This is a genomic window from Nocardia sp. NPDC058480 (assembly GCF_042720495.1).
In the GTDB taxonomy this organism is placed as follows: Bacteria; Actinomycetota; Actinomycetes; order Mycobacteriales; family Mycobacteriaceae; genus Nocardia.
The window spans coordinates 938,986-962,403 of sequence record NZ_JBHXMN010000001.1 but is presented as its reverse complement, the minus strand read 5'-3'; the positions used below and the strand labels follow the sequence as shown (position 1 = coordinate 962,403).

General features: G+C 66.8%; 21 protein-coding genes. 16 read left to right on the top strand and 5 right to left on the bottom strand.

Going from position 1 to position 23,418, the window contains the following annotated elements:
• Position 1 precedes the first annotated feature (1 nt).
• The 5 genes from uraD (at position 2) to ACFWO8_RS04410 (ending at position 4,318) form a co-directional block, all read left to right on the top strand.
• The gene (uraD, locus tag ACFWO8_RS04430) at positions 2–493 is read left to right on the top strand and encodes a 2-oxo-4-hydroxy-4-carboxy-5-ureidoimidazoline decarboxylase (protein ID WP_378941722.1); all 492 of its coding nucleotides are present in this window, start codon (positions 2–4) and stop codon (positions 491–493) included.
• Positions 490–807 (top strand): hydroxyisourate hydrolase, encoded by a 318-nt coding sequence (gene uraH, locus ACFWO8_RS04425; protein ID WP_378941706.1) that lies wholly within the window; start codon positions 490–492, stop codon positions 805–807. Before uraD ends, uraH begins: the two co-directional genes overlap by 4 nt.
• A 1-nt stretch (position 808) precedes the next feature.
• On the top strand, positions 809–1,714 hold the full coding sequence (gene pucL, locus ACFWO8_RS04420; RefSeq protein WP_378941692.1) for a factor-independent urate hydroxylase: 906 nt from the start codon (positions 809–811) through the stop codon (positions 1,712–1,714).
• Positions 1,702–3,072: an 8-oxoguanine deaminase gene (locus ACFWO8_RS04415; RefSeq protein WP_378941686.1), complete on the top strand. Its 1,371-nt coding sequence runs from the start codon at positions 1,702–1,704 to the stop codon at positions 3,070–3,072. Before pucL ends, ACFWO8_RS04415 begins: the two co-directional genes overlap by 13 nt.
• 397 nt (positions 3,073–3,469) lie before the next feature.
• Positions 3,470–4,318, top strand: coding sequence for an FAD binding domain-containing protein (locus ACFWO8_RS04410; protein ID WP_378943203.1), 849 nt, complete (start codon positions 3,470–3,472; stop codon positions 4,316–4,318).
• Positions 4,319–4,380: 62 nt separating this feature from the next.
• Here the strand turns inward: ACFWO8_RS04410 and ACFWO8_RS04405 are convergent, their stop codons facing one another.
• Complete coding sequence (locus ACFWO8_RS04405; RefSeq protein WP_378943200.1) at positions 4,381–4,458, bottom strand: winged helix-turn-helix transcriptional regulator; 78 nt, start codon at positions 4,456–4,458, stop codon at positions 4,381–4,383.
• Positions 4,459–4,526: 68 nt separating this feature from the next.
• Between ACFWO8_RS04405 and ACFWO8_RS04400 the strand changes: the two genes are divergently transcribed.
• The 4 genes from ACFWO8_RS04400 (at position 4,527) to puuE (ending at position 10,949) form a co-directional block, all read left to right on the top strand.
• On the top strand, positions 4,527–7,622 hold the full coding sequence (locus tag ACFWO8_RS04400; RefSeq protein WP_378943195.1) for a molybdopterin-dependent oxidoreductase: 3,096 nt from the start codon (positions 4,527–4,529) through the stop codon (positions 7,620–7,622).
• Positions 7,619–8,842, top strand: a complete 1,224-nt coding sequence (locus ACFWO8_RS04395; RefSeq protein WP_378941681.1) for a DUF6986 family protein — start codon at positions 7,619–7,621, stop codon at positions 8,840–8,842. The genes ACFWO8_RS04400 and ACFWO8_RS04395 overlap by 4 nt, the downstream gene beginning before the upstream one ends.
• 150 nt (positions 8,843–8,992) lie before the next feature.
• Complete coding sequence (gene alc, locus ACFWO8_RS04390; RefSeq protein ID WP_378941674.1) at positions 8,993–9,970, top strand: allantoicase; 978 nt, start codon at positions 8,993–8,995, stop codon at positions 9,968–9,970.
• A gap of 64 nt (positions 9,971–10,034) precedes the next feature.
• A complete protein-coding gene (puuE, locus tag ACFWO8_RS04385; RefSeq protein ID WP_378941668.1) occupies positions 10,035–10,949 on the top strand; it encodes an allantoinase PuuE in 915 nt (304 codons plus the stop codon).
• Between the two features lie 253 nt (positions 10,950–11,202).
• Here puuE and ACFWO8_RS04380 read toward each other — a convergent pair whose 3' ends face one another.
• Positions 11,203–11,790, bottom strand: coding sequence for an ArsR family transcriptional regulator (locus ACFWO8_RS04380; protein ID WP_378941663.1), 588 nt, complete (start codon positions 11,788–11,790; stop codon positions 11,203–11,205).
• 319 nt (positions 11,791–12,109) lie between these two features.
• Here ACFWO8_RS04380 and ACFWO8_RS04375 point away from each other — a divergent pair, with 319 nt between their 5' ends.
• Positions 12,110–12,526, top strand: a complete 417-nt coding sequence (locus ACFWO8_RS04375) for an N-acetyltransferase (protein WP_378941659.1) — start codon at positions 12,110–12,112, stop codon at positions 12,524–12,526.
• Positions 12,527–12,531: 5 nt separating this feature from the next.
• Here ACFWO8_RS04375 and ACFWO8_RS04370 read toward each other — a convergent pair whose 3' ends face one another.
• Together ACFWO8_RS04370 and ACFWO8_RS04365 are read right to left on the bottom strand one after the other, a co-directional pair.
• Positions 12,532–12,819: a hypothetical protein gene (locus ACFWO8_RS04370; protein WP_378941653.1), complete on the bottom strand. Its 288-nt coding sequence runs from the start codon at positions 12,817–12,819 to the stop codon at positions 12,532–12,534.
• Between the two features lie 117 nt (positions 12,820–12,936).
• The gene (locus tag ACFWO8_RS04365) at positions 12,937–13,383 is read right to left on the bottom strand and encodes a hypothetical protein (RefSeq protein ID WP_378941649.1); all 447 of its coding nucleotides are present in this window, start codon (positions 13,381–13,383) and stop codon (positions 12,937–12,939) included.
• A 424-nt stretch (positions 13,384–13,807) separates the two neighbouring features.
• Here ACFWO8_RS04365 and ACFWO8_RS04360 point away from each other — a divergent pair, with 424 nt between their 5' ends.
• A complete protein-coding gene (locus ACFWO8_RS04360) occupies positions 13,808–14,833 on the top strand; it encodes an Rpn family recombination-promoting nuclease/putative transposase (protein ID WP_378941644.1) in 1,026 nt (341 codons plus the stop codon).
• Between the two features lie 151 nt (positions 14,834–14,984).
• Here ACFWO8_RS04360 and ACFWO8_RS04355 read toward each other — a convergent pair whose 3' ends face one another.
• A complete protein-coding gene (locus tag ACFWO8_RS04355) occupies positions 14,985–16,127 on the bottom strand; it encodes an alpha/beta hydrolase family protein (protein WP_378941639.1) in 1,143 nt (380 codons plus the stop codon).
• Between the two features lie 567 nt (positions 16,128–16,694).
• On the opposite strand from ACFWO8_RS04355, the gene aceA reads away from it, so the two are divergent.
• The 5 genes from aceA to ACFWO8_RS04330 all read left to right on the top strand — a co-directional run bounded on the left by aceA (position 16,695) and on the right by ACFWO8_RS04330 (position 23,416).
• Entirely contained in the window at positions 16,695–17,984 is a 1,290-nt protein-coding gene (gene aceA, locus ACFWO8_RS04350; RefSeq protein ID WP_067450000.1) for an isocitrate lyase, read from the top strand.
• A 162-nt stretch (positions 17,985–18,146) separates the two neighbouring features.
• Positions 18,147–19,019, top strand: a complete 873-nt coding sequence (locus ACFWO8_RS04345; protein ID WP_255284589.1) for a 3-hydroxybutyryl-CoA dehydrogenase — start codon at positions 18,147–18,149, stop codon at positions 19,017–19,019.
• 345 nt (positions 19,020–19,364) lie between these two features.
• Positions 19,365–21,689, top strand: coding sequence for a 5-methyltetrahydropteroyltriglutamate--homocysteine S-methyltransferase (gene metE / locus ACFWO8_RS04340; RefSeq protein ID WP_378941632.1), 2,325 nt, complete (start codon positions 19,365–19,367; stop codon positions 21,687–21,689).
• A gap of 168 nt (positions 21,690–21,857) precedes the next feature.
• On the top strand, positions 21,858–22,358 hold the full coding sequence (locus tag ACFWO8_RS04335) for a DUF4365 domain-containing protein (protein ID WP_378941627.1): 501 nt from the start codon (positions 21,858–21,860) through the stop codon (positions 22,356–22,358).
• 5 nt (positions 22,359–22,363) lie between these two features.
• Positions 22,364–23,416 carry a hypothetical protein gene (locus ACFWO8_RS04330; RefSeq protein ID WP_378941620.1) on the top strand — a complete coding sequence of 351 codons (1,053 nt, stop codon included), beginning with the start codon at positions 22,364–22,366 and terminating at the stop codon, positions 23,414–23,416.
• The last annotated feature ends 2 nt before the right edge of the window (positions 23,417–23,418 follow it).

Sequence of the window (23,418 nt, the reverse complement as noted above, 5' to 3'; positions counted from 1 at the left end):
GATGACGAGCGAAGGGTTGAGCCTCGCGGGTTTCAACGATCTACCTGCGGCGACTGCCGAAGAGGCATTGCTTGCCTGTTGCTCGGCGCCACGCTGGGCACGGGTGATCGCGGCCGCGCGTCCCTACTCGACCAGGGAATCGCTGTTGGCGGCCGCCGATGCGGCATTGACGACACTCGATGACGACGAAATCGACGAGGCGCTGGCCGGTCACCCACGCATCGGCGACCGCCCGACCTCGGCGGCGTCGGCGCGCGAACAGTCCGGTGTGGCGGGCGCGGACGTGCGCTCGGCGCTGGCCGAGGGCAATCGCGCCTACGAGGCGAAGTTCGGCCATATCTACCTGGTCTGCGCGGCAGGCCGCGGCGGCGAGGAGTTGCTCGCGGTATTGCGGGCGCGGCTGGACAACGATTCGGCTACCGAAAGGCAGGTCATGCGAACAGAATTGGCGAAGATCAATCGTCTGCGCCTGGCGCGGCTGGTGGCGCCGTGACGAGCCTGAGTACCCACGTCCTCGATGCTGTGCGTGGGGTGCCCGCCGTGGGTGTCGCCGTGTGGCTCATGCGCGACGACCAGCGGCTCACCGAAGCGCTCACCGATGCCGACGGGCGGGTGAAAGAGCTCGCGGCCGGGCTGAATCCGGGTGACTACCGGCTGTTCTTCGACACCGGCAGCTACTTCGCGGCGCAGGGTGCCGACACCTTCTATCCGGAAGTCTGCGTCGCGTTCACGGTGGGTGAGCAGCCGCACGTGCATGTGCCGCTGCTGCTGTCGCCGTTCGCCTATTCCACCTACCGAGGGAGCTGAGATGGCACTGAGTGGTCCGATCGTGTTGACCGACCATCGATATGGCAAAGCCGAGAATCGGGTTGTGCGTTTCTCCAAGGAGAACGCGCGCCACGAGATTCGCGATGTGAACGTCTCGACCGCGCTGCGCGGCGATTTCGAGGCGGCATACACCGACGGTGACCAGCGTCACGTCCTGCCCACCGACACCCAGAAACACACCGCGTTCATCTTCTCGAAGAAGCCCGGCCTCGACACCATCGAGGACTACGCGATCGCGCTGGCGAAGCATTTCGTCGATACGGTCGAGCCGGTGTCGAGCGCGCGCATCGACGTGGACTCCTATGGCTGGCAGCGGGTTTCGATCGGTGGTGCCGAACACGATCACACCTGGGTGCGCCAGGGGCCCGAGGTGCGAACGGCCGCGGTGACGGTGGCGGGCAAGGGCGCCGGGCAGCAGCGGTGGGTGATCGGCGGGATCAAGGACCTGGTGCTGCTCAAGTCGACCGGCTCGGAGTTCGCCGACTTCCTCACCGACGAGTACACCACCCTCGCGCCGACCCACGATCGCGTGCTGGCCAGTTCGCTGGTGGTCCAGTGGCGGTTCGCCGAGACCAGCGGATTCGACTGGGACGAGGTGTACGCCGGGATTCGCGCCACCCTGCTCGAGCTGTTCGCGACCACGTATTCCAAGGCGCTGCAGCAGACGCTGTACGCGATGGGAACGGCGGCGCTGGAACGTTTTCCGATGCTCGCGGAGATCCGGTTGTCGGCGCCGAACAAGCACCACTTCGACTACGACCTCGCGCAGTTCGAGATCGAGAACAAAGGTGAGGTGTTCTGGGCGGCCGACCGGCCGTACGGTTCGATCCATGCCACCCTGGCGCGCGCGGACGCGCCCGATGCGGGGATCGCGTGGCAGCCGTGAGCGCGCCCGAGCTGCTGATCCACGGGTGTGCGGTAGTGACCGTCGACGCGGCGGGCACCGAGTATCGGCATGGCTGGGTCACGGTGCGTGGCAACAAGATCGATGCCGTCGGCGCGGGTGAGCCGCCGGCATTCGGCCCTGAGGTCGCGCGGATCGACGGGCGTGGCTGCGTGCTCACGCCCGGCCTGGTCAACACCCACCACCACCTGTACCAGTGGATCACCCGGGGGCTGGCCGCCGACCACACACTGTTCGAGTGGCTGACGAGGCTGTATCCGGTGTGGACGCGGATCGACGAGAAGTCGGTGCGGACGGCGGCCACCGGCGCGCTGGTTTCGCTGGCACGCAGTGGGTGCACGACGTCGTCGGATCATCACTACGTGTTCCCGCGCGGTGGCGGCGATCTGCTCGCCGCGGAGATCGGGGCGGCGGCCGATGTGGGTCTGCGGTTCCACCCGGCGCGCGGCTCGATGGATCTCGGGCAGAGCAAGGGCGGGCTGCCGCCGGACGCTGTGGTGGAGTCGATCGACGACATCCTCGCCGCCAGCGCCGCGGCCATCGCGGACTGGCACGACCCGTCCTTCGACGCGATGGTGCGGATCGCGCTAGCCCCCTGCTCGCCCTTCTCGGTGACCGCCGACCTCATGCGCGAGTCCGCGGCGCTGGCCCGATCCGCCGGCGTCCGGCTGCACACTCACCTCGCCGAAACCTTCGATGAGCTGGAATTCTGCCGGGAGGGCTTCGGCTGCACGCCCGCTGAATACATGGAACAGCTCGGCTGGCTCGGCGACGATGTCTGGTACGCGCACGGCGTGCATCTCGACGACCCGGCGATCGCCGCGATGGCTCGCACCGGGACCGGGGTCGCGCATTGCCCGACGTCCAACGGCCGGTTGGGCGCCGGGATCGCGCGGACCGCGGACCTGGTGGCGGCCGGTGTGCCCGTTGGTCTCGGCGTCGACGGTGCGGCCAGCAACGAGTCGAGTTCGATGATCGAGGAACCGCGCAACGCGCTGCTGTACGCGCGGGCGGTCGGCGGTCCGGGGGCGATGACGGTGCGCACGGCGCTGGAGCTGGCGACCATGGGTGGTGCGCGGGTGCTCGGACGGGCTGACGAGATCGGGTCGATCGAGCCAGGCAAGCTGGCGGATCTGGCGCTGTGGCGGCTGGATACGCCCGCGCACGCCGGTATCGATGACCCCGTCGTCGCGCTGATCCTCGGGTCGGCGCCACCGTTGGCCGCCTTGGTGGTGAACGGGCGTGAGGTTGTTCGCGACGACGTGGTGCTGACAGTGGACGAGGCGTCGGTGGGTGCCGATGTCGCGCAGGCGCAGGCGACGCTGCTGGCCGGCGCGTGAGAGCCGCTGGGGTGAATCGGGGCAGGCGGTGCCTGTGCGTCGGACCGAGTTCGATTCCGGGGATGCCTGGAATGCCTCGGCGTTGACCGTGCTCCGGAAGGCGCACGTGGTTTCGGTGTGGGGTCACGGCGGCGCTGTGTCGCCAGGGCCGGTGCGTGGTTCGGGCGAGTGTGCGGTCGACCGGCGTGGAAGTCGACCGGCGCGTGGATTCCAACCTGCCCACATCGCGACCAGCAGTGCTCGATGGCGGCGGCGTGCTGAACTGCGGTTTTGCCCGGATCGGCGCACACTGGATGGCGTACATCGGGTTAACCGCGGCGCAATCCGGCGCGGGTTTCGTGCAACATCGTGGCAACTCCCGGCCCCTACTGTGGCTGGTGAGGTAAGCGAGGTGAACGTGGATCTGGATACTGTTTCCGAGGTTGTTCTCGCCCGTGAACGCGCCGATCTGGCGCAGGTCGGAGCGGGCAGCGCGGTGCTGGCGGGTGGCACCTTCCTGTTCTCCGAACCGCACGATCACCTCGATCGGCTCGTCGACATCACCACGCTCGGCTGGGCGCCGCTGACGGCATCCGCGCAGGGTCTGGAGATCGCCGCTACCTGCACGCTGGCGGAGTTCGCCGGTGCCCGTCCCGGCCGCGAACTCGGCACACCGATGCTGCGGCCGGAGTGGCCGGGCACGGCGCTGTTCGCCCAGGCTTGCCGGGCGCTGCTGGCCTCACACAAGATCTGGCGCACCGCGACGGTCGGCGGGAATGTGTGTCTTTCCCTGCCGGCCGGTGCGGTACTCGGCGCGCTCGTCGCCCTGGACGCGTCGGCGGTGATCTGGCCACGAGGCGGCGGCGAGCGACGAATCGCCCTGCGCGACTTCGTTACCGGGCCGGGCGAGAACCTGCTGGCGTCGGGCGCTGTCGTGCGATCTTTCCTGGTGCCCACCTCGAGCCTGTTGGCGCGCACCAGCTTTCGCAAGATCGCCTTGGCGCCGCTCGGGCGATCCGGGTCGGTCGTGATGGGCAGGCGTGAGTCCGACAACCGATGCGCGATCACCATCACCGCGGCGACGATACGCCCGATAGTCCTCGACTTCGATACCGTCCCTTCACGATCCGAGCTGACCGGCGCGCTGGCCGACCTGGGTAACGACGTGTGGTTCGACGATCCACACGGTGCGCCGGACTGGCGCGAGCACGTGACCGGGTTGCTGGCCGCCGAGGTCGCGGCTGAACTCGGGGAGGAGCCATCGTGAGTTCAGATGGTCGCGTCGTAGGCCGCGCGGGCGGCGAGCATTCGAACCCGGTGCTGCTCGGATCAGCCCTTGATCGTCCGTATCACCGGCAACAAGTCCTCGCCGATCGGAGTCAGCCGGTACTCGACCCGGACCGGCACCTCGGGCAGCACGGTGCGCCGGCGGTGCCGGCCTCGCCGGTTACGACGTCGCCCAGCGCGTGGCCGACATGAGGCTCGATATCGACGGCCACGCGGTCGAGGTGACCGCGCGCCCCGGCCAGTGCCTGCGCACGCTGCTGCGCGAACACGGCGAGCTCGCGGTCAAGAAAGGCTGTGACTCCGGCGATTGCGGCGCCTGCTCGGTGCTGCTCGACGGTGAACCCGTCCACTCCTGCCTGATCCCCGCCTACCGCGCCGCCGACCGCGCGGTGACGACGGCAGCGGGCCTCGGCGACCCGGACGTCCCGAACCCGGTGCAGCGCAGTTTCGTCGAGAACGCCGCCTTCCAATGTGGTTTCTGCACCGCCGGAATGGTGGTGACAGCGTCGGGTTTGGCCGCCGCCCGCCCCGACACAGCTGTGGACAACTTTCCTGCTCAGGCAGTCACCGACGCCGAACGTGCTGAGCTGCTGAAGGGCAACCTCTGCCGCTGCACGGGCTATCGCGCCATCGCCGATGCCTTGGCAGCACCCTGTGCATCACTGTGTACAACTGCCGAGGAAGCCGCGCGGCAGGCGAGCGCGGAGTCGCCTGACGCCGGAACTCCGCCTGCCGCGTCCCCGGTCACCGCGGCGAGTAGCGATGATGGTCAGACTCATTCCACTGTCGGCGACATGCGGCCGGGAAGCGATGAGGTGGCGCGATCGGATCAGCGGGTCATTGCGGCGGGACCTGCGGTGGAGTCCTATGTGGCACAAGGAAACTCGGGTCGACTGGCTGGTGAGGTCACCGGTGTATCGGCCGAGGAGGGGCCGGAGGTCGGGGCCGATGCTGTGCTGGGGGTGGCGGCGCGGGTCGGTGGGGTGATGCGGCGGAAGTATCGGGCCGGGCAGATCGGGGACGGGGTGCGGGCGCCCGCGGGGGCGCGGATCGTGCGGGGTGAGGAAGCGTTCACGATGGATGTGGTGCCGGGGGCGGGGGACCAGATGCCGCCGGTTGCGCCGTGGCATCTGGCCGTGCTGGCCAGTCCGCACCCGCATGCGCGGATTGTCTCCATCGATGTGGACGCGGCGCGGGCTGTTCCGGGTGTGCACGCGGTGTTGACGCATGTGGATGGACCGCGAACCGCGTTCTCCACGGCTCGCCACGAACTGCGTGAGGACGATCCGGACGACACCTTCGTCCTCGATCGAACGGTCCGGTTCGCGGGACAGCGGGTAGCCGCGGTGGTGGGGGAGACCCTGCATGCCGCACGCGCCGGAGTGCGAGCGCTGCACGTGGAGTACGAAGTGCTGCCCGCGGTATTCGAACCCGAGGCGGCCTTGGCCGATGACGCGCCGAAGCTGCATGCCGACAAGCCGGACTCCGCGCGGATCGCCGATGCGCGGCGCAATCTGATCGCCGAGATCCACGGCGGTGTCGGCGATTTCGACGCCGGTATCGCGCGGGCTGCGAAAGTGGTGCGTGGCGTATGGAATTCACCTCGCGTGCAGCATGTGCACTTGGAGGCCCACGGTGGGATCGGCTGGCTCGACGACGCGGGCAGGCTCGTCGTCCGATCGAGCACGCAGGTGCCCTTCCTGGTGCGCGACGAACTGTGCCACGTGTTCGGACTGGACCGAGATCGCGTGCGGGTGTTCGCGACTCGCGTCGGCGGCGGGTTCGGGGCGAAGCAGGAGATGTTGGCCGAGGACCTGATCGCGCTGGCCGTGCTGCGCACCGGGCACCCCGTCCAATACGAGTTCACCCGCACCGACGAATTCACCTCGGCCACCTGCCGTCACCCGATGCGCGTCGCGGTCACCGCGGCAGCCGACGCGGCGGGCATCCTGACCGCCCTCTCGGTGGACGTCCTCGCCGACGGGGGCGCCTACGGCAATCACAGCGCGGGCGTGATGTTCCATTCCGTCGGCGAATCGGTGGCCGTCTACCGCTGCCCGAACAAGCGGGTCGACGCACAAGCGGTGTACACCAACAACATTCCCTCCGGCGCGTTCCGCGGCTACGGGCTCGGCCAGGTGATCTTCGGCGTGGAATCAGCGATCGACGAACTGGCCCGCGAGCTCGGTATCGACCCCTTCGAATTCCGCCGCCGCAATGTGGTGATCCCGGGCGATCAGTTCACCGGCGCCGAAATCGACGAATCCGACCTGACTTTCGGTAGCTACGGCCTCGACCAATGTCTAGACACCGCCCAGCAGGCACTGCGTCGCGGCAATGGTGTCGCCGCACCCGGTCCGGAATGGCGGGTGGGTGCGGGGATGGCCGTGGCGATGATCGCGACCGTACCCCCGCGCGGACACCATGCCGATGCCACGGCGAGCCTGCTCCCGGACGGTCGCTACGAAATCGGGGTCGGGACAGCGGAATTCGGCAACGGCACCACCACGGTCCACGCCCAGCTCGCGGCGACGGCACTGGCCACCGCCGCGGAGCGGATCGTGATCCGCCAGTCCGACACCGACGTCGTCGGCCACGACACCGGCGCGTTCGGCTCCACCGGCACCATGGTCGCGGGCAAGGCCTCGTACGCGGCGGCGCTCGAACTGCACGCGATGCTGCTGGCCAGGGCGGCGAAGGTGAGCGGTCACCCCGAACGCGACTGCCTGCTCGAAGCGGACGGCGTGCGCTGCGGCGACGAGCTAGTCACCGCGGCCCAGCTGCTCGCCGACGGTGAGCTGATCGCCCACGGCACCCACGCGGGCACCCCGCGTTCGGTGAGCTTCAATGTCCACGCGTTCCGGGTGGCGGTGCGGCCGTCGACCGGTGCGGTACAGATCCTGCAGTCGATCCAGGTCGCCGACGCGGGCACCGTGCTCAATCCGGTGCAGCTGCGCGGACAGGTGGAAGGCGGGGTCGCGCAAGCACTCGGCACCGCGCTCTACGAGGACATGCGGTCCGAGCACGGAGTGGTGACCACCAGGACACTGCGCCACTATCACATTCCACAGTTCGCTGATCTGCCCCGCACCGAGGTCTATTTCGCCGAAACCAGTGACGAACTGGGCCCGCTGGGTGCCAAATCGATGAGTGAGTCCCCCTACAACCCGGTGGCCCCGGCCCTGGCGAACGCGATCCGCGACGCCGTCGGTGCCCGCCCGGACCGATTACCGATGACCGCCGACCGTGTGTGGCGGCTCATCCAGGAAGGAACCGCCGGGTGAATACTCGCCTGCCCGAACATATTCGAGCCCGTATCGACGCCATTCTCGACTCCGTCGACGCCGAACTGCGCGTGCGCTACCCCGGCGCCGGTGACCGCGTCCAGCCCGTGCACACCGCCTACGTTCCCGCCGATCGCGCCACCGCGCAGACCCCCGATGAGTGGGGTGCTGCCGCCTTGGAGTTGCTGCATCGCCACGCCGACTTCCTTGTCGGCCTCGACGTCACCGGCTCACTACCGGCTGTCCGCCGCCAACTCGCGGACCGGCCGGTGCAGGACATGCGCATCGACTTCGAAGACGGTTACGGATTCCGTGCCGACGCGGACGAGGACGCGGCCGCGAAGGCGGCGGGTGAGGCGCTGGCGGCGTGGGCCGAAAAGCCCGGCGCTCCGGTGTCATTCGGTGTTCGCACGAAAGGCTTGGCCGCGAACGAACGTCGGCGCGCGTTGCGGACCCTCGAACTCGTCCTCGACGGGGCGGGTGGCGCGCTGCCCGGATTCGTCTTCACCGTGCCGAAGATCCGTGCCGCGGAACAGGTGTCGGCGATCGTCGACCTGTGCACCGGACTCGAGCGCGGCCACGGCCTGCCCGAACGGTCGCTGCGCTTCGAACTGCAGATCGAGAGCCCGCAGGCGATCATCGCCCCCGACGGCACCGCGCCCATCGTCACGATGATCCAGCTGGCCGACGGCCGCTGTAGCGCACTGCATTTCGGCACGTACGACTACACCGCCGCCTGCGGTATCGCGGCCACCGATCAGGCCCTCGACCATCCCGCCGCCGACTACGCCAAGTCGGTGATGCAGGTCGCCGCCGCGCAGACGGGAGTGTGGATCTGCGACGGCTCGACCCAGATCGTCCCCGACGTCGATCCCGAAGGCGCGATGGCCAACCATCACCGCCTGGTCGACCGGGCGCTGCGCCGCGGCTACTACCAGGGCTGGGATATGCACCCCGGCCACCTGGTCACCCGCTGGCTGGCCACCTACGACTTCTTCCGCGGCGCGTCGGAGGTGGCGGTGCCGCGCCTGATCGCCTATCTGGACCGGCGCAGCGGGGGCGTCATGGACGAGCCCGCCACCGCCGAAGCCCTGGCGAGCACGGTGCTGCGCGGCCTGCGTGCCGGTGCGTTCACCGAGGCTGAACTTCTCGCCACGGCACCGGGCCTGACCAGCGATGTTCTGCTCGACCTCGCGGCTCGGCGGGTGCGAGCGACGTGAGGTACCCGCCCCGCATAGCGGTATACCAGTAATATCGAAGGAGGCGCCACCCAGTCGATGAGAGCGCGGTGTCGCGCATCCGGCGCAGTAATTTCAGACGAGGTGCCCCGCACGGCTTCGATCGTGGGCACCCGACCCCAGGAGGCATCCATGAGCCGATTCACCGGCGGCGACGATTTCACCCTGCTACCGGATCTGGCCGTCCGCACCCTGGGCGGTTCGGTGATCTGGGCCAACGACGAATTCTTCGCGGAGAAGGAGAACCTCGTCAGCCCGAGTCCGTCGGAATACCAGCCGGCGACGTTCGGGCACAAGGGTCAGGTCTACGACGGCTGGGAGACCCGAAGGCACCGCGGTAAACCGGGTGACGATTCGGCCATCGTGCGGCTCGGTGTGCCCGGCGTGATCCGTGGCGTCGTGGTCGACACCGCCTGGTTCAAGGGCAACTATCCGCCCGAGGTGTCGCTGTCGGCGCTGGCGATCGAGGGCTACCCGCCCGCCGAGGAGATCGCCGCCCGCACCGACTGGGTGACCCTGCTCGACCGCGTGAAGGTCGGTGGTGACAGCCGCAATCCGTTCGCCGTCGGCGACGAGAACCGGTGGACCCATGTGAAGCTCACCATGCATCCCGATGGCGGCGTTGCCCGCCTGCGCGTGCACGGCGAAGGTCGCCCCGATACCGCGCTGCTCGGCCTCGGCCCGCTCGACCTCGCCGCACTGGAGAACGGCGCCATCGTGCTCGACTGCTCCAACCGCTTCTACAGCTCGCCCAACCAGCTGCTCTACCCCGGCCTGGCCAGGGAAATGGGCGACGGCTGGGAGACCGCGCGTCGCCGCGACGACGGAAACGACTGGGTGCGAATCGAACTCGCCGGACCGGGGTCGATCCGGCTGGCCGAGATCGACACCTCCTGCTTCCTCGGCAACAGTCCCGGCGCGGCCTCGCTCACCGGATTCACCAGCGACGGAACAGAAGTCGAGCTCCTGCCGCGCACCGATCTGCTGCCCGACACCCGCCACCGATTCGCGCTACAGCCCGCGGCCGCCTCGGTCGTGGAGGTGCGCCTCGATATCTATCCCGACGGTGGTCTCGCCCGGCTGCGCCTGTACGGGGAGCTCTCCGCGTGAGCGGTCAGCGCCCGGCGGCGCACGGCACCACGGCGGGCGCCCGAGCACGTGTAGAGGAGACAGCATGAGCGATATTCGCGATTTCGTCGGTTACGGGCCGAACCCGCCCGATCCGCGGTGGCCCGACGATGCGCATATCGCCGTGCAGTTCGTGCTGAATTATGAAGAGGGCGGGGAGAACAACGTCCTCGACGGTTCGCCGCATTCGGAGACCTTCCTCTCCGAGATGACACCCGCCGAGGCTTTTCCGAACCGGCACATGAGCATGGAATCGCTCTACGAATACGGTTCGCGTGCGGGGCTGTGGCGGGTGCTGCGCGCCTTCGAACGGCGCGGCCTACCGCTCACCGTCTTCGCGGTGGCGCGGGCCATGCAGCGCAATCCCGAAGCGGTGGCGGCCTTTTCCGAACTCGGGCACGAAATCGCCTGCCACGGACTGCAGTGGAAGTCCTATCAGCTGATCGATCGCGATATCGAACGCGCCGATATGGCCGAAGCGATCCGCATCCTCACCGATCTCACCGGCGCGGCCCCCCTCGGCTGGTACACCGGCCGCGACTCCCCGAACACCCGCGAATTGGTCGTCGAACAGGGCGGTTTCGTCTACGACTCCGACTCCTACGCCGACGACCTCCCCTACTGGACCGAGGTGCGCGGCCAGCACCACCTGGTGGTTCCGTACACCCTCGACACCAACGACATGCGCTTCTCCTCCCCGGCCGGCTTCGCCAACGGCGACGAGTTCTACGCCCACCTGCGCGACGCCTTCGACGTGCTCTACCGAGAAGGCGCCGAAGGCGCCCCGAAAATGCTGTCGGTAGGCCTGCACTGCCGCATAGCGGGCCGCCCCGCCCGCACCGCGGCCCTGGAACGCTTCCTCGACCACGTCCAATCCCACGACCGGGTGTGGATAACCCGCCGCATCGACATCGCCGAACACTGGCGCAAGGTCCACCCGGCAGGCGTTATCCGTCGGTGAATACGGGCAGCTGTGGAAGTAGCAGGCTCGCCATCGAATGCATGGCCCGAACTGATCCGATGTCGGCCACGACGTCCGCCGCGGTGATCATCGAAATATCATCGTATTCAACCTGATTCCGGGTTCTCCGGAGTCTGGCGTACGAGCGGAAGGCCTCGCTCGGGGGCTGCCGCCGCGTCCAACGATGGTGAGACCTTTTGGAGGCTCCCTGTGGAGATCAGTTGCCTGATCGTTTCGATACCGGTCGGCCAGCTCATGACGCCTCGTCTCGTAGATCGAGTTCTACCAGGGGACTTGCTTTGGCTGTTCGAGTGAATGCGTCGTCAGCATCTTCCCAGGCTGTCCGACTTCGGAAGATCACTTGGCTGTCGCGTCCGAGTGGTCGAAGGGCCGATACAACGGCCTCGCTCACATCGTCGCGGTTGGGTGTGCCGATGATGATTACGTCGATGTCACGAGGGAACGGCCCGTTGACGCCGAGGTAGCGGGCGGCCCAAGACCCGCCGATATAGGCCGCCTCGATGCCGGGGATGGCGCGTAGTGCGTCCTCGATCACCGGTTTAGGGCCATACCCGAGCTGTAGCAAATCGGCCAAGGGTTTCGCGAGCGGGCTATCGGTTGCCCGAAGCAGTCTGGTTCGGCCGATTCTGCGATCGGCGAGGATATCGGCCTCGATCAACCGCACCGCCTCTTTTTGCAGGTTCCCTGCGTCGGCCCCGACCTCCCTGGCGAGTTCGGCGATGCTCGCTTCACGACCAGGGCGCAAGAGGAGGGCCGCAAGCAGCCGTGCTTGCGTCTCATTGCGCAGAATGGGCGCCAGGATCGGTCGAACCCGTGTCATTGCTACACGATATCATGTAGCAATGACATGAAATCGGGTGCCGATTGACCTTTGGAGCCTGGGACGTCCCGTTGGATGTCTTGGAATTATGAGTGTCTGCAAACACCGAACCGCGTCCGCTTATCGACCAGTTCGGGGCGCTCGTGACGACTGCTGAACAGCTTCTCGGGCACTGAGCCAGTTCAATTCACTGATATATTCCGTACATTGTCCGTACAGTGGTCCGCCGGTTAGTTGGATCTCGACGGCGATCTCCGTCGACCACAAACTCAGCGAGTTCGACTGCGGAAAGCCAGTGCTCGACAATTGGCTACAGCGGATGGCTTTGCAGGCTGAACAGCGCTGGACAAGCCGCACCTACGTCTGGGTCACCGGCGACGATCCGACCGTGCGCGCCTATTACTCGATCGCGCCCACCCAGCTGGAACGCGACGTGGACGGCCTATCTCAGTCGCTGTCATCCGGGCTGAAAATCGTGCCGGCCTTCTTGCTGGCGAAGTTCGCCCTCGACCAGCGGCTGCACCGGCAGGGCTTGGGTGAGCAGCTGCTCGTCGACGCGGTCACCAAAATCATGGGAGCAGCGCAGACCACCGGTGGTCGCCTCATCGTTGTCGATGCGATCGGCGAGCCTGCCGCAGCCTTCTATTCCCGGTTCGGGTTCACCCCGGTTCGCAATACCGAAAACCGCCTGGTCATGAAGATGGCGACCGCGATGGCGGCCTTCGGTGTGCACTGATCTGCCTAGGCGAGCCCGCAGCGTTCGATGTTGCTCAGGGTGATCTGGCGGTCAGATTCCTTGGCCTGGGGGACGCGGTTGTAGGCGCCCATCGAGTCCATGTAGTTGACGAAAATGTCCGCGATCTCTTCCGGCGTCGCATCAGGTTTGGCGGCGCGCACGTTGTCGACCAGGGTGCGGGTGGTGTCGCACTGTTCTTCCTGGGTGAAGATCGGCGGCGGGTCGGCGTGCGCGAAGGCAGGCGCGAGCAGCAGCACGAACGCGGCGAGGACAGCTGATCTGACGATTCTCACGCCTGCGACAGTACCCGCTATGTGATCTCGAGCATCGAAACTGGCACTGACACAGCGGGTTTGCTGGCCGCTCAGTCGAGTGACAGTTCGAACCTCAGCTGCTGTCCCTGAACAGTTTCAGGTCGGCGAGCCTGCGGATCTCGGCTGCTGCCGGGTGCCAGCGAGCGTGGCGGTCAGCCCAGCGGCAAGGAGGGGCAGTCCCGGCAGAAACCCGATGTCAGCGGAGCCGGGATACTTCAATTTTGCGAGAGACAGCGTGAATCCGATGGATAGTGCCATCAGAATGCCGAGAGTTTCGGCGACTGCGAGGCTGGACAGCCATGCGCTCGGCAGCGCGCGAAGGTGCGCCACGATACCCGCGGCGACCAGCAGGGCTGCACCGAGAACCAGTAAGGGCAGGCCAGGAGCGCCGAACTCGCGTAGATCCCACAGCGAATAGGAGGGCGAATTTCCGCGGCGCCCGATCTTGAAGAGTGGAAGCCATATCGCGATGAGGATTGTGATCGAGCCATACAGCAGCATCGCGGGCATAGGGACAGACCTGTTGTTGCCGAAGATCGGCATCCACTTCTCGGACACGCTGCCACCATAGTTGGGGCCCGATCTGCTCGATGGTTCCCGGAGTCGGCGTACGTTGCGTCGAAACCTGCACGAACACAGTGATTTTGCCCGCCGCGGCCGACACGGTGGCCGAGCTTCGCCGACTGCTCTCCAAGCGATCCGGTCGTGCTCGCGACGGCGAGTGCCAGTACTGTTTCGGCCGCTGCGGCAAGGAAGGTATCCGGCTGCTCCGGTCTTGATGACCTACGGGCTGTACTGAACCGTATCGAGCACCCAAGGGCGCCGGTGTCGAATCCCCACTTCCTCGACCTCCCGATCGCCATGCCCCGATAGACCCTCTCGGCCAACAATTCTGGCCGCGCGTGGTACCGACCGCAAAGGTGATGCCGCTGTCTGATGAGTTGACCATGCGAGATAGCGTGTGGCTATGGGGGATTCGGCTTCGAAGCCACACGATTCGCTGGTTCGTCATTTGCTCACCAATCCGGCCGACGCCGCGTCGCAGATAAGACCGATGGTGCCCGATGAGCTCGATGCCCGGGTCGACTGGACCGTGCTCGAGCTGCTGCCGTGCAGTTTCGTATCGAAACATCTACGGGCGACCTACAGCGACCTTCTCTTCCGAACCCGCATCGATGGCCACGAGGCGTACCTGTACTTCCTGCTCGAACACCAGTCCAGCAGCGACCGGTTCATGGCGTTGCGGATGCTCGACTACGTCGTCGCGATCTGGAATCAGTACTTGCGTGACAACCCGGACGCAGAAACGGTCCCCCCGGTCGTGCCGCTCGTGATGCACGCCAGTTCGCGCCAGCAGCCCTGGGACGCACCGCTGGAGGTGATGGACCTGATCGACATCGACGAAGCGAGCAAAGCTGTCTTGGCGCCGTACTTGCCGCGGTTGCGGTTCCTGCTCGATGACATAACCAGCGCTGACCTGGACGGTCTCTACGCCCGTCCGAGCACACCCGCCGTGGTGACGTTGCAGGTCTTGCTGAAGACCGCGCCCCGTAGCAAGCATCTCGGCCGCGATTTGGAGCCCCTGCTCCCTTATCTGCGCAAGATAAGTATCGATGACTTGACCGCGGTGCTCACGTACATTGTGAGTGTCAGCAAAACGTCGACAGATGAGCTGCGTCCGCTCATCGACCAGCTCGGGCCGCAGGCAAAGGAGGCATTCGTGACGACTGCTGAACAGCTTCGGGCCGAGGGCGAAGCCATCGGGGAAGCGCGTGGGGAAGCGCGTGGGGAAGCGCGCGGGGAAGCTCGCGGGGAGGCGCGCGGGCGGGTCGCGATGTTGCGGGAGTTGCTCGCTGATCAGCTCGCGTTGAAGTTCGGTGCGGTGCCCCGTGAGATCCTTGCGATTGTGGACAGTGCTGATCTCGAGCAGTTGCGCGGATGGTCGGCGAATATCCTGACCGCGGCCACGCTCGATGACATGAGCATTCGCTAGTCGAACACTCCGCTACACTGAAAACTGCCTGGTCATGAAGATGACGGCGTTGAGTGTGCGCTGAGCGCTACGGGATATGAGCGCTCGACGGCATCGAAACCACCACGGCCCCGCGCTACTTGGAGTAGCGCGGGGCCGTTTCGTACTCAGGTCAGGTGAATAGCGCGCTGACGAAGGGGACCGAGTCGACCAAGGAGGCGTTGACGGTGCCGCTGTGGTCGGTGGGGTAGGTGTGGAAGGTGATCGGCTGGCGGTTGGCTTGTAGGACCGCGGCGTAGCGAAGGGTTTCGGGGGTGACCACGTCGGTGTCCTGTAGGCCCTGGCCTAGGAAAAGTGGGCGGTCGTAGCCGGACTCGGGGAGGCCCATGTAGTGCGCGAGCAGGCGGTTGGTGTCGGGGAGCGAGGACAGGGGGCGGGCGAACATGCTGCCGATCGACGGTTTCGCGGCGGCCAGTTCGTCGCCGAGGGGGCCGATGCAGGCGGTTTGGGCGCGGGCCAGCCAGGTGCGGCCGGTGTCGGTGAGCAGGCCGTCGATGTTCAGGTCGGGGTAGGTGGTGCGCAGGCCGCTGAGGATGTAGAGGACGTAGGCGGTGAGGTGGGAGCTCAGGGCGATGGGGGGCATGCCGGGGCCGATGAGCCCGATGACGTCCTCGATGTAGGCGGGGATACCGGTGCCTACCCCGCCACGGTAATCCAGGGCGGGGCCGCCGAATTCGGTGGCGAAGCGGGCGGTGAACACCGCGGCGCCCGCGCCTTGGGACTGGCCGACCACTGCCCACCGGTGCGACAGGGACGAGTACTGCTCGGTCGCGGCCTTCACCGCGTCGACCACGTTGTGCGCTTCGGCGATGCCGTTGAGGTAGGGGTGTTCGCCGGGTCCGCCCAGGCCCGCGTAGTCGGCGGCGACGATCGCGTAGCCCTGGCTCAACCAGGTGCCGAGGTAGGCCCAGTCGCGCTCGACGGCGGCGGGCCCGGCCACGCTGTAGGCGCAGTCGTCGCCGAGTCCGACGGTCCCGTGCGCCCACGCGATCACCGGCCAGCCGCCCTGTGGGGCCTCGCCCGCGGGGAAGTACACGGCCGCGCTGGTGGTGGTCGGCTGGTCGCCCGCGGTGGTCGACCGGTAGAGCAGGCGCTCGGCACGGGCGGAACCGGGCAGGGTCGCCGCGGCGGACAGTGACTCGACGCCGACAACGGTGCCTGCCGCCTCGGTCGGTTGCGCGCTCGCCACCGGCACCAGGCTCAGTGCCGCCGCCAGCACGGTCAGCGATGTCGCCGCGATCCTCGAAATCCTCATGGACCCACTCTTTCGTCTTTCGTGGACGAACGTCCAGGGTGCGCCCACTTCCGAGCGACCTGTCGTCTCGGTGGATGAGTGTCCCGCACGTCATGCGGTGCACCCATTTCTGGGGGCGAAGGGGCAGATGCGTGCGTCGTGACCGAATCGAGTGACGACACGCACACCATTCGTGTCCGGCGTGGTGTGTGAAACGACTCACACGCTGGAAGGCTCGGGAGTGTCGGAGCGTGCCCACCCGGTGATCGCTAACAGTACAAGCGTTATGCTAAAACTCCTGGTCAGCACTACCCGCCGGTAGGCCTGATGCTTGCAATCAGCCCGCTAATTTCGCAAAGTTAGCAAACGCGTCGGCAAAACTAGCTGAGATTCACACAACCAACAGGTAGACGGCCATTTCCGGGTGTGCCATTGTTTGGAAGTACACCCCTTGGGCCCTAGTAAGTCCTAGCAAGCCTGCAAATTGCTCCAGCAGTACGAGTTGTGCAACCGAAAGCGTTCAGCCACCGGTTGATTCACACACCGACAGCGTGGAGCACCGACCACACGAGGAAGTGGAGTCAAGAGATGTCTCTCCCCGGCACCCCGAAGACCGCAGCGGAAATCCAGCAGGATTGGGACACCAACCCGCGTTGGAAGGGCCTGACCCGCACCTACTCCGCTGAGCAGGTTTCCAAGCTGCAGGGCAACGTCGTCGAGGAGCACACCCTCGCCCGTCGCGGTTCGGAGATCCTGTGGGACCTCGTGAACAACGAGGACTACATCAACTCGCTGGGCGCCCTCACCGGCAACCAGGCCGTGCAGCAGGTTCGCGCCGGCCTGAAGGCCATCTACCTGTCCGGTTGGCAGGTCGCCGGTGACGCCAACCTGTCCGGCCACACCTACCCGGACCAGTCGCTGTACCCGGCGAACTCGGTTCCCGCGGTCGTGCGTCGCATCAACAACGCGCTCTCGCGCGCCGACGAGATCTCCAAGGTCGAGGGCGACGAGTCGGTCAAGAACTGGCTGGCCCCGATCGTGGCCGACGCCGAGGCCGGCTTCGGTGGCGCCCTGAACGCCTACGAGCTGCAGAAGGCCATGATCGTGGCCGGTGCCGCCGGTGTGCACTGGGAAGACCAGCTCGCCTCGGAGAAGAAGTGCGGCCACCTCGGTGGCAAGGTGCTGATCCCCACCCAGCAGCACATCCGCACCCTGACCTCCGCGCGTCTGGCCGCCGACGTCGCCGACGTGCCTTCGGTGATCATCGCCCGCACCGACGCCGAGGCCGCCACCCTCATCACCTCCGATGTGGACGAGCGCGACCGTGAGTTCCTGGACGGCACCCGTACCGCCGAGGGCTTCTTCGGTGTGAAGAACGGCATCGAGCCCTGCATCGCGCGTGCCAAGGCCTACGCCCCCTTCGCCGACCTCATCTGGATGGAGACCGGTATCCCGGATCTCGAGGTCGCGCGCAAGTTCGCCGAGTCGGTTCGCAGCGAGTTCCCGGACCAGCTGCTGGCCTACAACTGCTCGCCTTCGTTCAACTGGAAGGCGCACCTGGACGACGCGACCATCGCGAAGTTCCAGCGTGAGCTCGGCGCGATGGGCTTCAAGTTCCAGTTCATCACCCTGGCGGGCTTCCACTCGCTCAACTACGGCATGTTCGACCTGGCGCACGGCTACGCTCGCGAGGGCATGACCGCGTTCGTCGACCTGCAGGAGCGCGAGTTCAAGGCTGCTGCCGAGCGTGGCTTCACCGCCATCAAGCACCAGCGTGAGGTCGGTGCCGGCTACTTCGACACCATCGCCACCACCGTCGACCCCAACACGTCGACCGCCGCTCTGAAGGGCTCCACCGAAGAGGGCCAGTTCCACTGATCCCCCTCGGGGTTGCTTTGACCGGCAACACCTTTCCTCTACTCCGGTAGGGGTGTACGCCCTCCCACGCCATACAGCCCTGGCGTGGGAGGGCATCCCTATACTTTGGTCGCTATGACCTCCCCAGCCACCCCACAGCCAGACACACAGCAGGAGCGGGACGTGAGCAGCAGCGAGAAGATTCAGCGCGTTGGCATCATCGGCGCCGGACAGATGGGCGCGGGCATCGCGGAGGTGTGCGCACGCGCGCACGTCGACGTCCTCGTCTACGAGACCACGCGTGAACTCGCCGCTGCGGGCCGCGCACGGATCCTGCGTTCGCTGGACCGTGGCGTGAGCAGCGGCAAGATCACCGAGCGTGAGCGGGAGCAGGCGGCCTGGCGGCTGCGCTTCACCTCCGATCTCAGCGACTTCGCCGACCGTCAGCTGGTGGTCGAGGCCGTTGTCGAGAACGAAGAGGTCAAGACGGCCATCTTCGCCGAGCTGGACAAGGTCGTCACCGACCCGAACGCCGTGCTCGCCTCCAACACCTCCTCCATCCCGATCATGAAGATCGCCGTCGCCACCGCGAACCCCGAGCGCGTGGTCGGTCTGCACTTCTTCAACCCGGTGCCGGTGCTGCCGCTGGTCGAGCTGGTCACCACGCTCAAGACCAGCGAGCCGGTCGCCAAGCGCGCCGAGCAGTTCGCCGCCGAGATCCTCGGCAAGCAGATCGTGCGATCGGCGGACCGCTCCGGTTTCGTCGTCAACGCGCTGCTGGTGCCGTACCTGCTCTCGGCCATCCGGATGGTCGAGTCGGGCTTCGCCACCAAGGACGACGTCGACAAGGCGATGGTGCTCGGCTGTGCCCACCCGATGGGCCCGCTGGCGCTGACCGACCTCGTCGGGCTCGACACCGTGAAGTCGATCGCGGACTCGATGTACTCCGAGTTCAAGGAGCCGCTCTACTCGGCCCCGCCGCTGCTGATGCGCATGGTGGAGGCCGGGCTGCTCGGTAAGAAGACCGGAGCCGGGTTCTACCAGTACGGGAAGTAGGGGACTGGACAGCCCGGATGCGGGCTGTTCGGTAGGGACGCATCAGGACCACCCGCTCGGGGTCGTTTGGTGGCTGTGTTTATTGGAGCGCTGGCGCGCTCGAGCGGGGCCCTTCGGGCCCCTGATCTTCCCTCCCTCCGGGTACTCCTTCGTCGCACCCTCCGGTCAGTCCAGATCAGGGCGGGCCCCTAAAAAGACTTACAAGAGGCGCTCAGGTGCTCGGGGTTTGCGGGGGGAGCGGCGCGGGGGCGTTATTGCGGCTTAAGCTGCTGTTGCCGGACGCGCTCGCGTGGCCGGTGCTAGGTCTCGAGCGCAGCGTGTGATCGAAAGGGAGTATCGGCGGTCATGGTCAACGTCACCGATGGATTCGGGTCGAGCGTTCTCGGATACCCGAGGATCGGTCCGCATCGAGAGCTCAAGCGTGCGCTCGAGGCCTACTGGCGCGGATCGATGGAACGCGAGGAACTGCGCGCGGTAGGCCGCGATATCCAGGAGCGTCAGTTCAACGAGCTGGCCGCGACCGGGCTCACGCAGGTGCCGGGCAACACGTTCTCCTTCTACGATCACATCCTCGACAACGCGCTGCTGTTCGGTGCGGTGCCCTCGCGATTCAAGGAGTTCGAAGACGGGCTCGACCCGCTCGACTTCTACTTCCTGATGGCGCGCGGCAATCCGAACACCCCGCCGCTCGAGCTGGTGCGTTTCTTCGGCACCAACTACCACTACCGTCAGCCCGAACTCGACGCCGACACCACGTTCTCGCTGCACCCAGAGGCCCTGCTCGACGAGTGGGACCGGGCGGCCGCGCGCGGGATCGAGCTGCGTCCGGTGGTGATCGGCCCGGTGTCGCTGCTGCTGCTGTCGAAGGCCGGGCATGTGCCGGGCGAGACCGAGTTCGACACGTTGAGCCTGCTCGATCAGCTGCTGCCGTTCTACGAAGAGCTGTTCGAGATCCTCGCCAAGCGCGGGTCGACCTGCGTGCAGCTCGACGAACCCTGCTTCACCGCTGAGCGCACGCCCGCCGAGCTGGCCGCGTTCGAGAAGGCCTACCACCGGCTGGCGAAGGCGCCGCTGCGGCCGCGCATCCTGGTCACCGGGCAATACGGCGACTTCGGTGAGGCGCTGCGGATTCTGGCCGCGAGCAATGTCGAGGCGATCGGCCTGGATCTGGCCTCGTACCGGATGACGGCGGAGGAACTGGCCGAGATCCCCGGGATCAAGCGCAAGCGGATCTACGCGGGTGTCATCAGCGGCACCAATGTGTGGCGGGCCGACCGGGTCGTCACGCTCAACTACCTCAACGCGATCGCCGAGGTGTGTCCGGATCTGGTGGTGTCCACCGGCACCACGCTGCTGCACGTGCCCTACGACGTGCTCGCCGAGTACGACATCGAAGGCAATGTCGCCGATCGGCTCGCGTTCGCGAAACAGAAGGTGGGCGAAGTCGTCTCGCTCGCCAAGGCGCTCACCGAGGGCCCGTCGGAGAACTGGCGCAAGCGGCCGACCGAGGTGCATTTCAAGCAGAAGCACGCGGTGCGCCAGCGGGTGTACGCGGTGACCCCCGAGATGCGCGAACGCGCGCCCTACGACGTGCGCGCGGCCGCGCAGCAGGAGCGGTTGAACCTGCCGCTGGTGCCCGCGACCACGCTCGGCTCGTTCCCGCAGAGCGGCAAACTGCGCCAGGCCCGCCACGAGGTGGCCTCGGGGCGGCTGTCCGACGACGACTACCGCAAGCTGGTCGAGGCCGAGATCGAGGCGACGATCCGCCTGCAGGAAGACATCGGCCTCGATGTTTTCGTGCACGGTGAGCACGAGCGCAACGACATGATCCAGTTCTTCGCCGAGCAGCTCGACGGTTTCGCCACCACCCGTTTCGGCTGGGTGCAGGTGTACGGCTCGCGCTGTGTTCGTCCGCCGATCGTCTACGGCGATGTGGCGCGGCCCGCGCCGATGTCGGTGGAGTGGACCACCTACGCGCAGTCGCTGACCGACAAGCCGGTCAAGGGCATGGTCACCGGGCCGGTCACGATGCTGGCGCGCTCGTTCGTTCGCCAGGATCAGCCGCTCTACGAGACCGCCGACCAAGTGGCACTTGCCATTCGGGACGAAGTGGTCGACCTGGAGAAGGCCGGAATCGCGATCATCCAGGTCGACGAACCCGCCATCCGTGAGCTGCTCCCCGCCCGCCCGCGCGGGCGCGAGGAGTACCTGCGCTGGGCGGTCGGCGCGTTCAAGCTGGCTACCTCAGGGGTGCGCTCCGACACCCAGATCCACACGCACATCGGCTATTCCGGTCGCACCGAGGTCGTCGACGCGATCGACCAGCTCGATGCCGACGTCACCGCGATCGTGGCCACCCGCTCGATCGAATGGGTCATCGAGGCGCTCACCGAGGACCTCTCCACCGGCCACGGCCTCACCCACGGTGTCGGCCCCGGCGTGTACGAGAGCCGCTCGGCCCGCATCCCCGACATCGACGAGTTCGACGAGCTGCTCACACAGGCCGCGAATGCCGTAACCCCGCAACGATTGTGGGCCAATCCCGACGGCGGCCTCAAGACCCGCCACTACTGGCAGTTGGAGCCGTCGTTGCGGAACATGGTGGCCGCGGCTCGCCGGGTTCGCCGGCGGGCGCTGGCCGCGCAGGAGGCGGCCGCGACAGCGGAGTAGGCGAACAAGCCGAAGGGGCGCACCGATTTTCGGTGCGCCCCTTTGTTGTCGGCTGATCCTTTACCCAGCGTGGGCATGGTTCAAACATGAGAATGCCTGAACCCCGGCGGATCTCGGTGCCAGCGACTACAGTTCGCGGCGGTACCGTCGGGTCGGGAGGGGGACGCGGTGCTCGATCCGCATCACCATCAAGGGAAGTTCGGGCACGATTACATCCGGGTGCTCGCCTCGGCGGCCGGCCTCATCTGGTCGACCGATGATCTCGATGTCGACGGAGTCGACCTGACGATCAAGCAGCCGGGGCGGACCAGATTCGGCTTCTCCCCGCAGATCGAAGTGCAGATCAAGACCGTGTCGCGGCCGAAGTACCGGCAGGGACAGCTGATCTTCGGCGGGCTCAGCCACACCCAGTTCAACCAGCTCGCCGGCACCGATTTCGCTGTTCCGCGTTACCTTTTCGCCGTTCACGTGCCCGTTGTGGCCGACCTGTTCACCGACTCGGTCACCGGCGGGCTGATGCTTCGTCACGCGGGATACTTCCTCTCACTGCGTGACCGGGCTCGCTTCGCTGTCGACAACTCCAAGCGCAAGGTGTCGGTGCCGATTCCGGTGAGCAATGTGCTCGATGTCGAGGCACTCGCCGCGCTCGTCGCCGGATCGCCGAGGTAGGGCCGATGGTCGCCGCGCCCCGGCTCGATGAGGTCATCGGGTATCTCCAGGCCCAGGGCTGGACGCCCCAGGTGCAGTGGCGCAATGGCCGGATCTGGTCACACGGCGAGTTCGACGTGCTGGTGCCCGACGGCGAGGTCGTCGACCTCACCGCACGTATGCGGGCGCTGGTGCGGTGTGTCGCCGATTCCGAGCAGCGGTCGACGGAAGTCGTTGTGCGCGACATCGTTTCCGGTGGCATCGATATCGTCGGGTATCGCGCGGGCGACGGTGAGGTTTCGCTCGAGGCCGGAACAACCGCGCTGGCGGCCCTGCGTTCGTTGCTCGTCACCTGCGCATACCAGGTGGCGGGCAGCGAGATCAGGATGTCGTCGATGCGAGAGCGTGCGGTCGCCGAGTTGCTCGACGACACAACGCTGCTACCGCGTCGCGACGTCTTCGGATTCGATGTGTTCCTCGCGGGCCCTGGCTCGCGGCTGGGGCGCGGCTCGGCGATTCGGATGCTCGATATCGCGGCCACGGTGCGTGGCGCGGCACAGGGAGAGCGGTTCGGAATCGCGCATGAGATCCGGTACGAAACCGTCGAATTGTTCAGCGCGCTCGGGTCGGCGGAACGCGACCCGAGGCAATTCGAGTTGAGCTTCCGCTGGTCACGCCAGGTGCCGCGGCCTGATGTGGCGGTCGAGTTCTCCAGCACCACGGTTGCCCGGTTGCCGGGCCTGTTCGACCAGGCGGTGGCTTCGGCGCCGCTGCCGACCGACCGGCAAGGAGTGCTGGCCGGACCCGAGTCGCCCGCAGTGGTCGAAGGGGTCGTCGTCGGGCTGGACAACGACGGCGGACCGAAGGCGATCGTGCGGGGTGTGCTCGTTGTCGACGAGACGAGCACCGGACGGCGACGACGCGTCACGGTGCGGCTGCGCACCGCCGACGAGTACGCGAAAGCCATTGCGGCACATAGCTCTGGAGCCAGCGTTCGCGCTACCGGAACCTTCGACGGTAGACGTGACCTGCAAGTTTCCGAAAACGGATTCACCGTCATCGAAGGCGACGGATCGTGAGA

Bases quoted from the DNA above. Each gene is read 5' to 3' on its own strand.
- uraD (WP_378941722.1), top strand. From the start codon at position 2: ATGACGAGCGAAGGGTTGAGCCTCGCGGGTTTCAACGATCTACCTGCG.
- pucL (WP_378941692.1), top strand. From the start codon at position 809: ATGGCACTGAGTGGTCCGATCGTGTTGACCGACCATCGATATGGCAAA.
- ACFWO8_RS04400 (WP_378943195.1), top strand. From the start codon at position 4,527: ATGAGGCTCGATATCGACGGCCACGCGGTCGAGGTGACCGCGCGCCCC.
- alc (WP_378941674.1), top strand. From the start codon at position 8,993: ATGAGCCGATTCACCGGCGGCGACGATTTCACCCTGCTACCGGATCTG.
- puuE (WP_378941668.1), top strand. From the start codon at position 10,035: ATGAGCGATATTCGCGATTTCGTCGGTTACGGGCCGAACCCGCCCGAT.
- ACFWO8_RS04380 (WP_378941663.1), bottom strand. From the start codon at position 11,790: ATGACACGGGTTCGACCGATCCTGGCGCCCATTCTGCGCAATGAGACG.
- ACFWO8_RS04375 (WP_378941659.1), top strand. From the start codon at position 12,110: ATGGCTTTGCAGGCTGAACAGCGCTGGACAAGCCGCACCTACGTCTGG.
- ACFWO8_RS04365 (WP_378941649.1), bottom strand. From the start codon at position 13,383: ATGCCGATCTTCGGCAACAACAGGTCTGTCCCTATGCCCGCGATGCTG.
- ACFWO8_RS04360 (WP_378941644.1), top strand. From the start codon at position 13,808: ATGGGGGATTCGGCTTCGAAGCCACACGATTCGCTGGTTCGTCATTTG.
- ACFWO8_RS04355 (WP_378941639.1), bottom strand. From the start codon at position 16,127: ATGAGGATTTCGAGGATCGCGGCGACATCGCTGACCGTGCTGGCGGCG.
- aceA (WP_067450000.1), top strand. From the start codon at position 16,695: ATGTCTCTCCCCGGCACCCCGAAGACCGCAGCGGAAATCCAGCAGGAT.
- metE (WP_378941632.1), top strand. From the start codon at position 19,365: ATGGTCAACGTCACCGATGGATTCGGGTCGAGCGTTCTCGGATACCCG.
- ACFWO8_RS04330 (WP_378941620.1), top strand. From the start codon at position 22,364: ATGGTCGCCGCGCCCCGGCTCGATGAGGTCATCGGGTATCTCCAGGCC.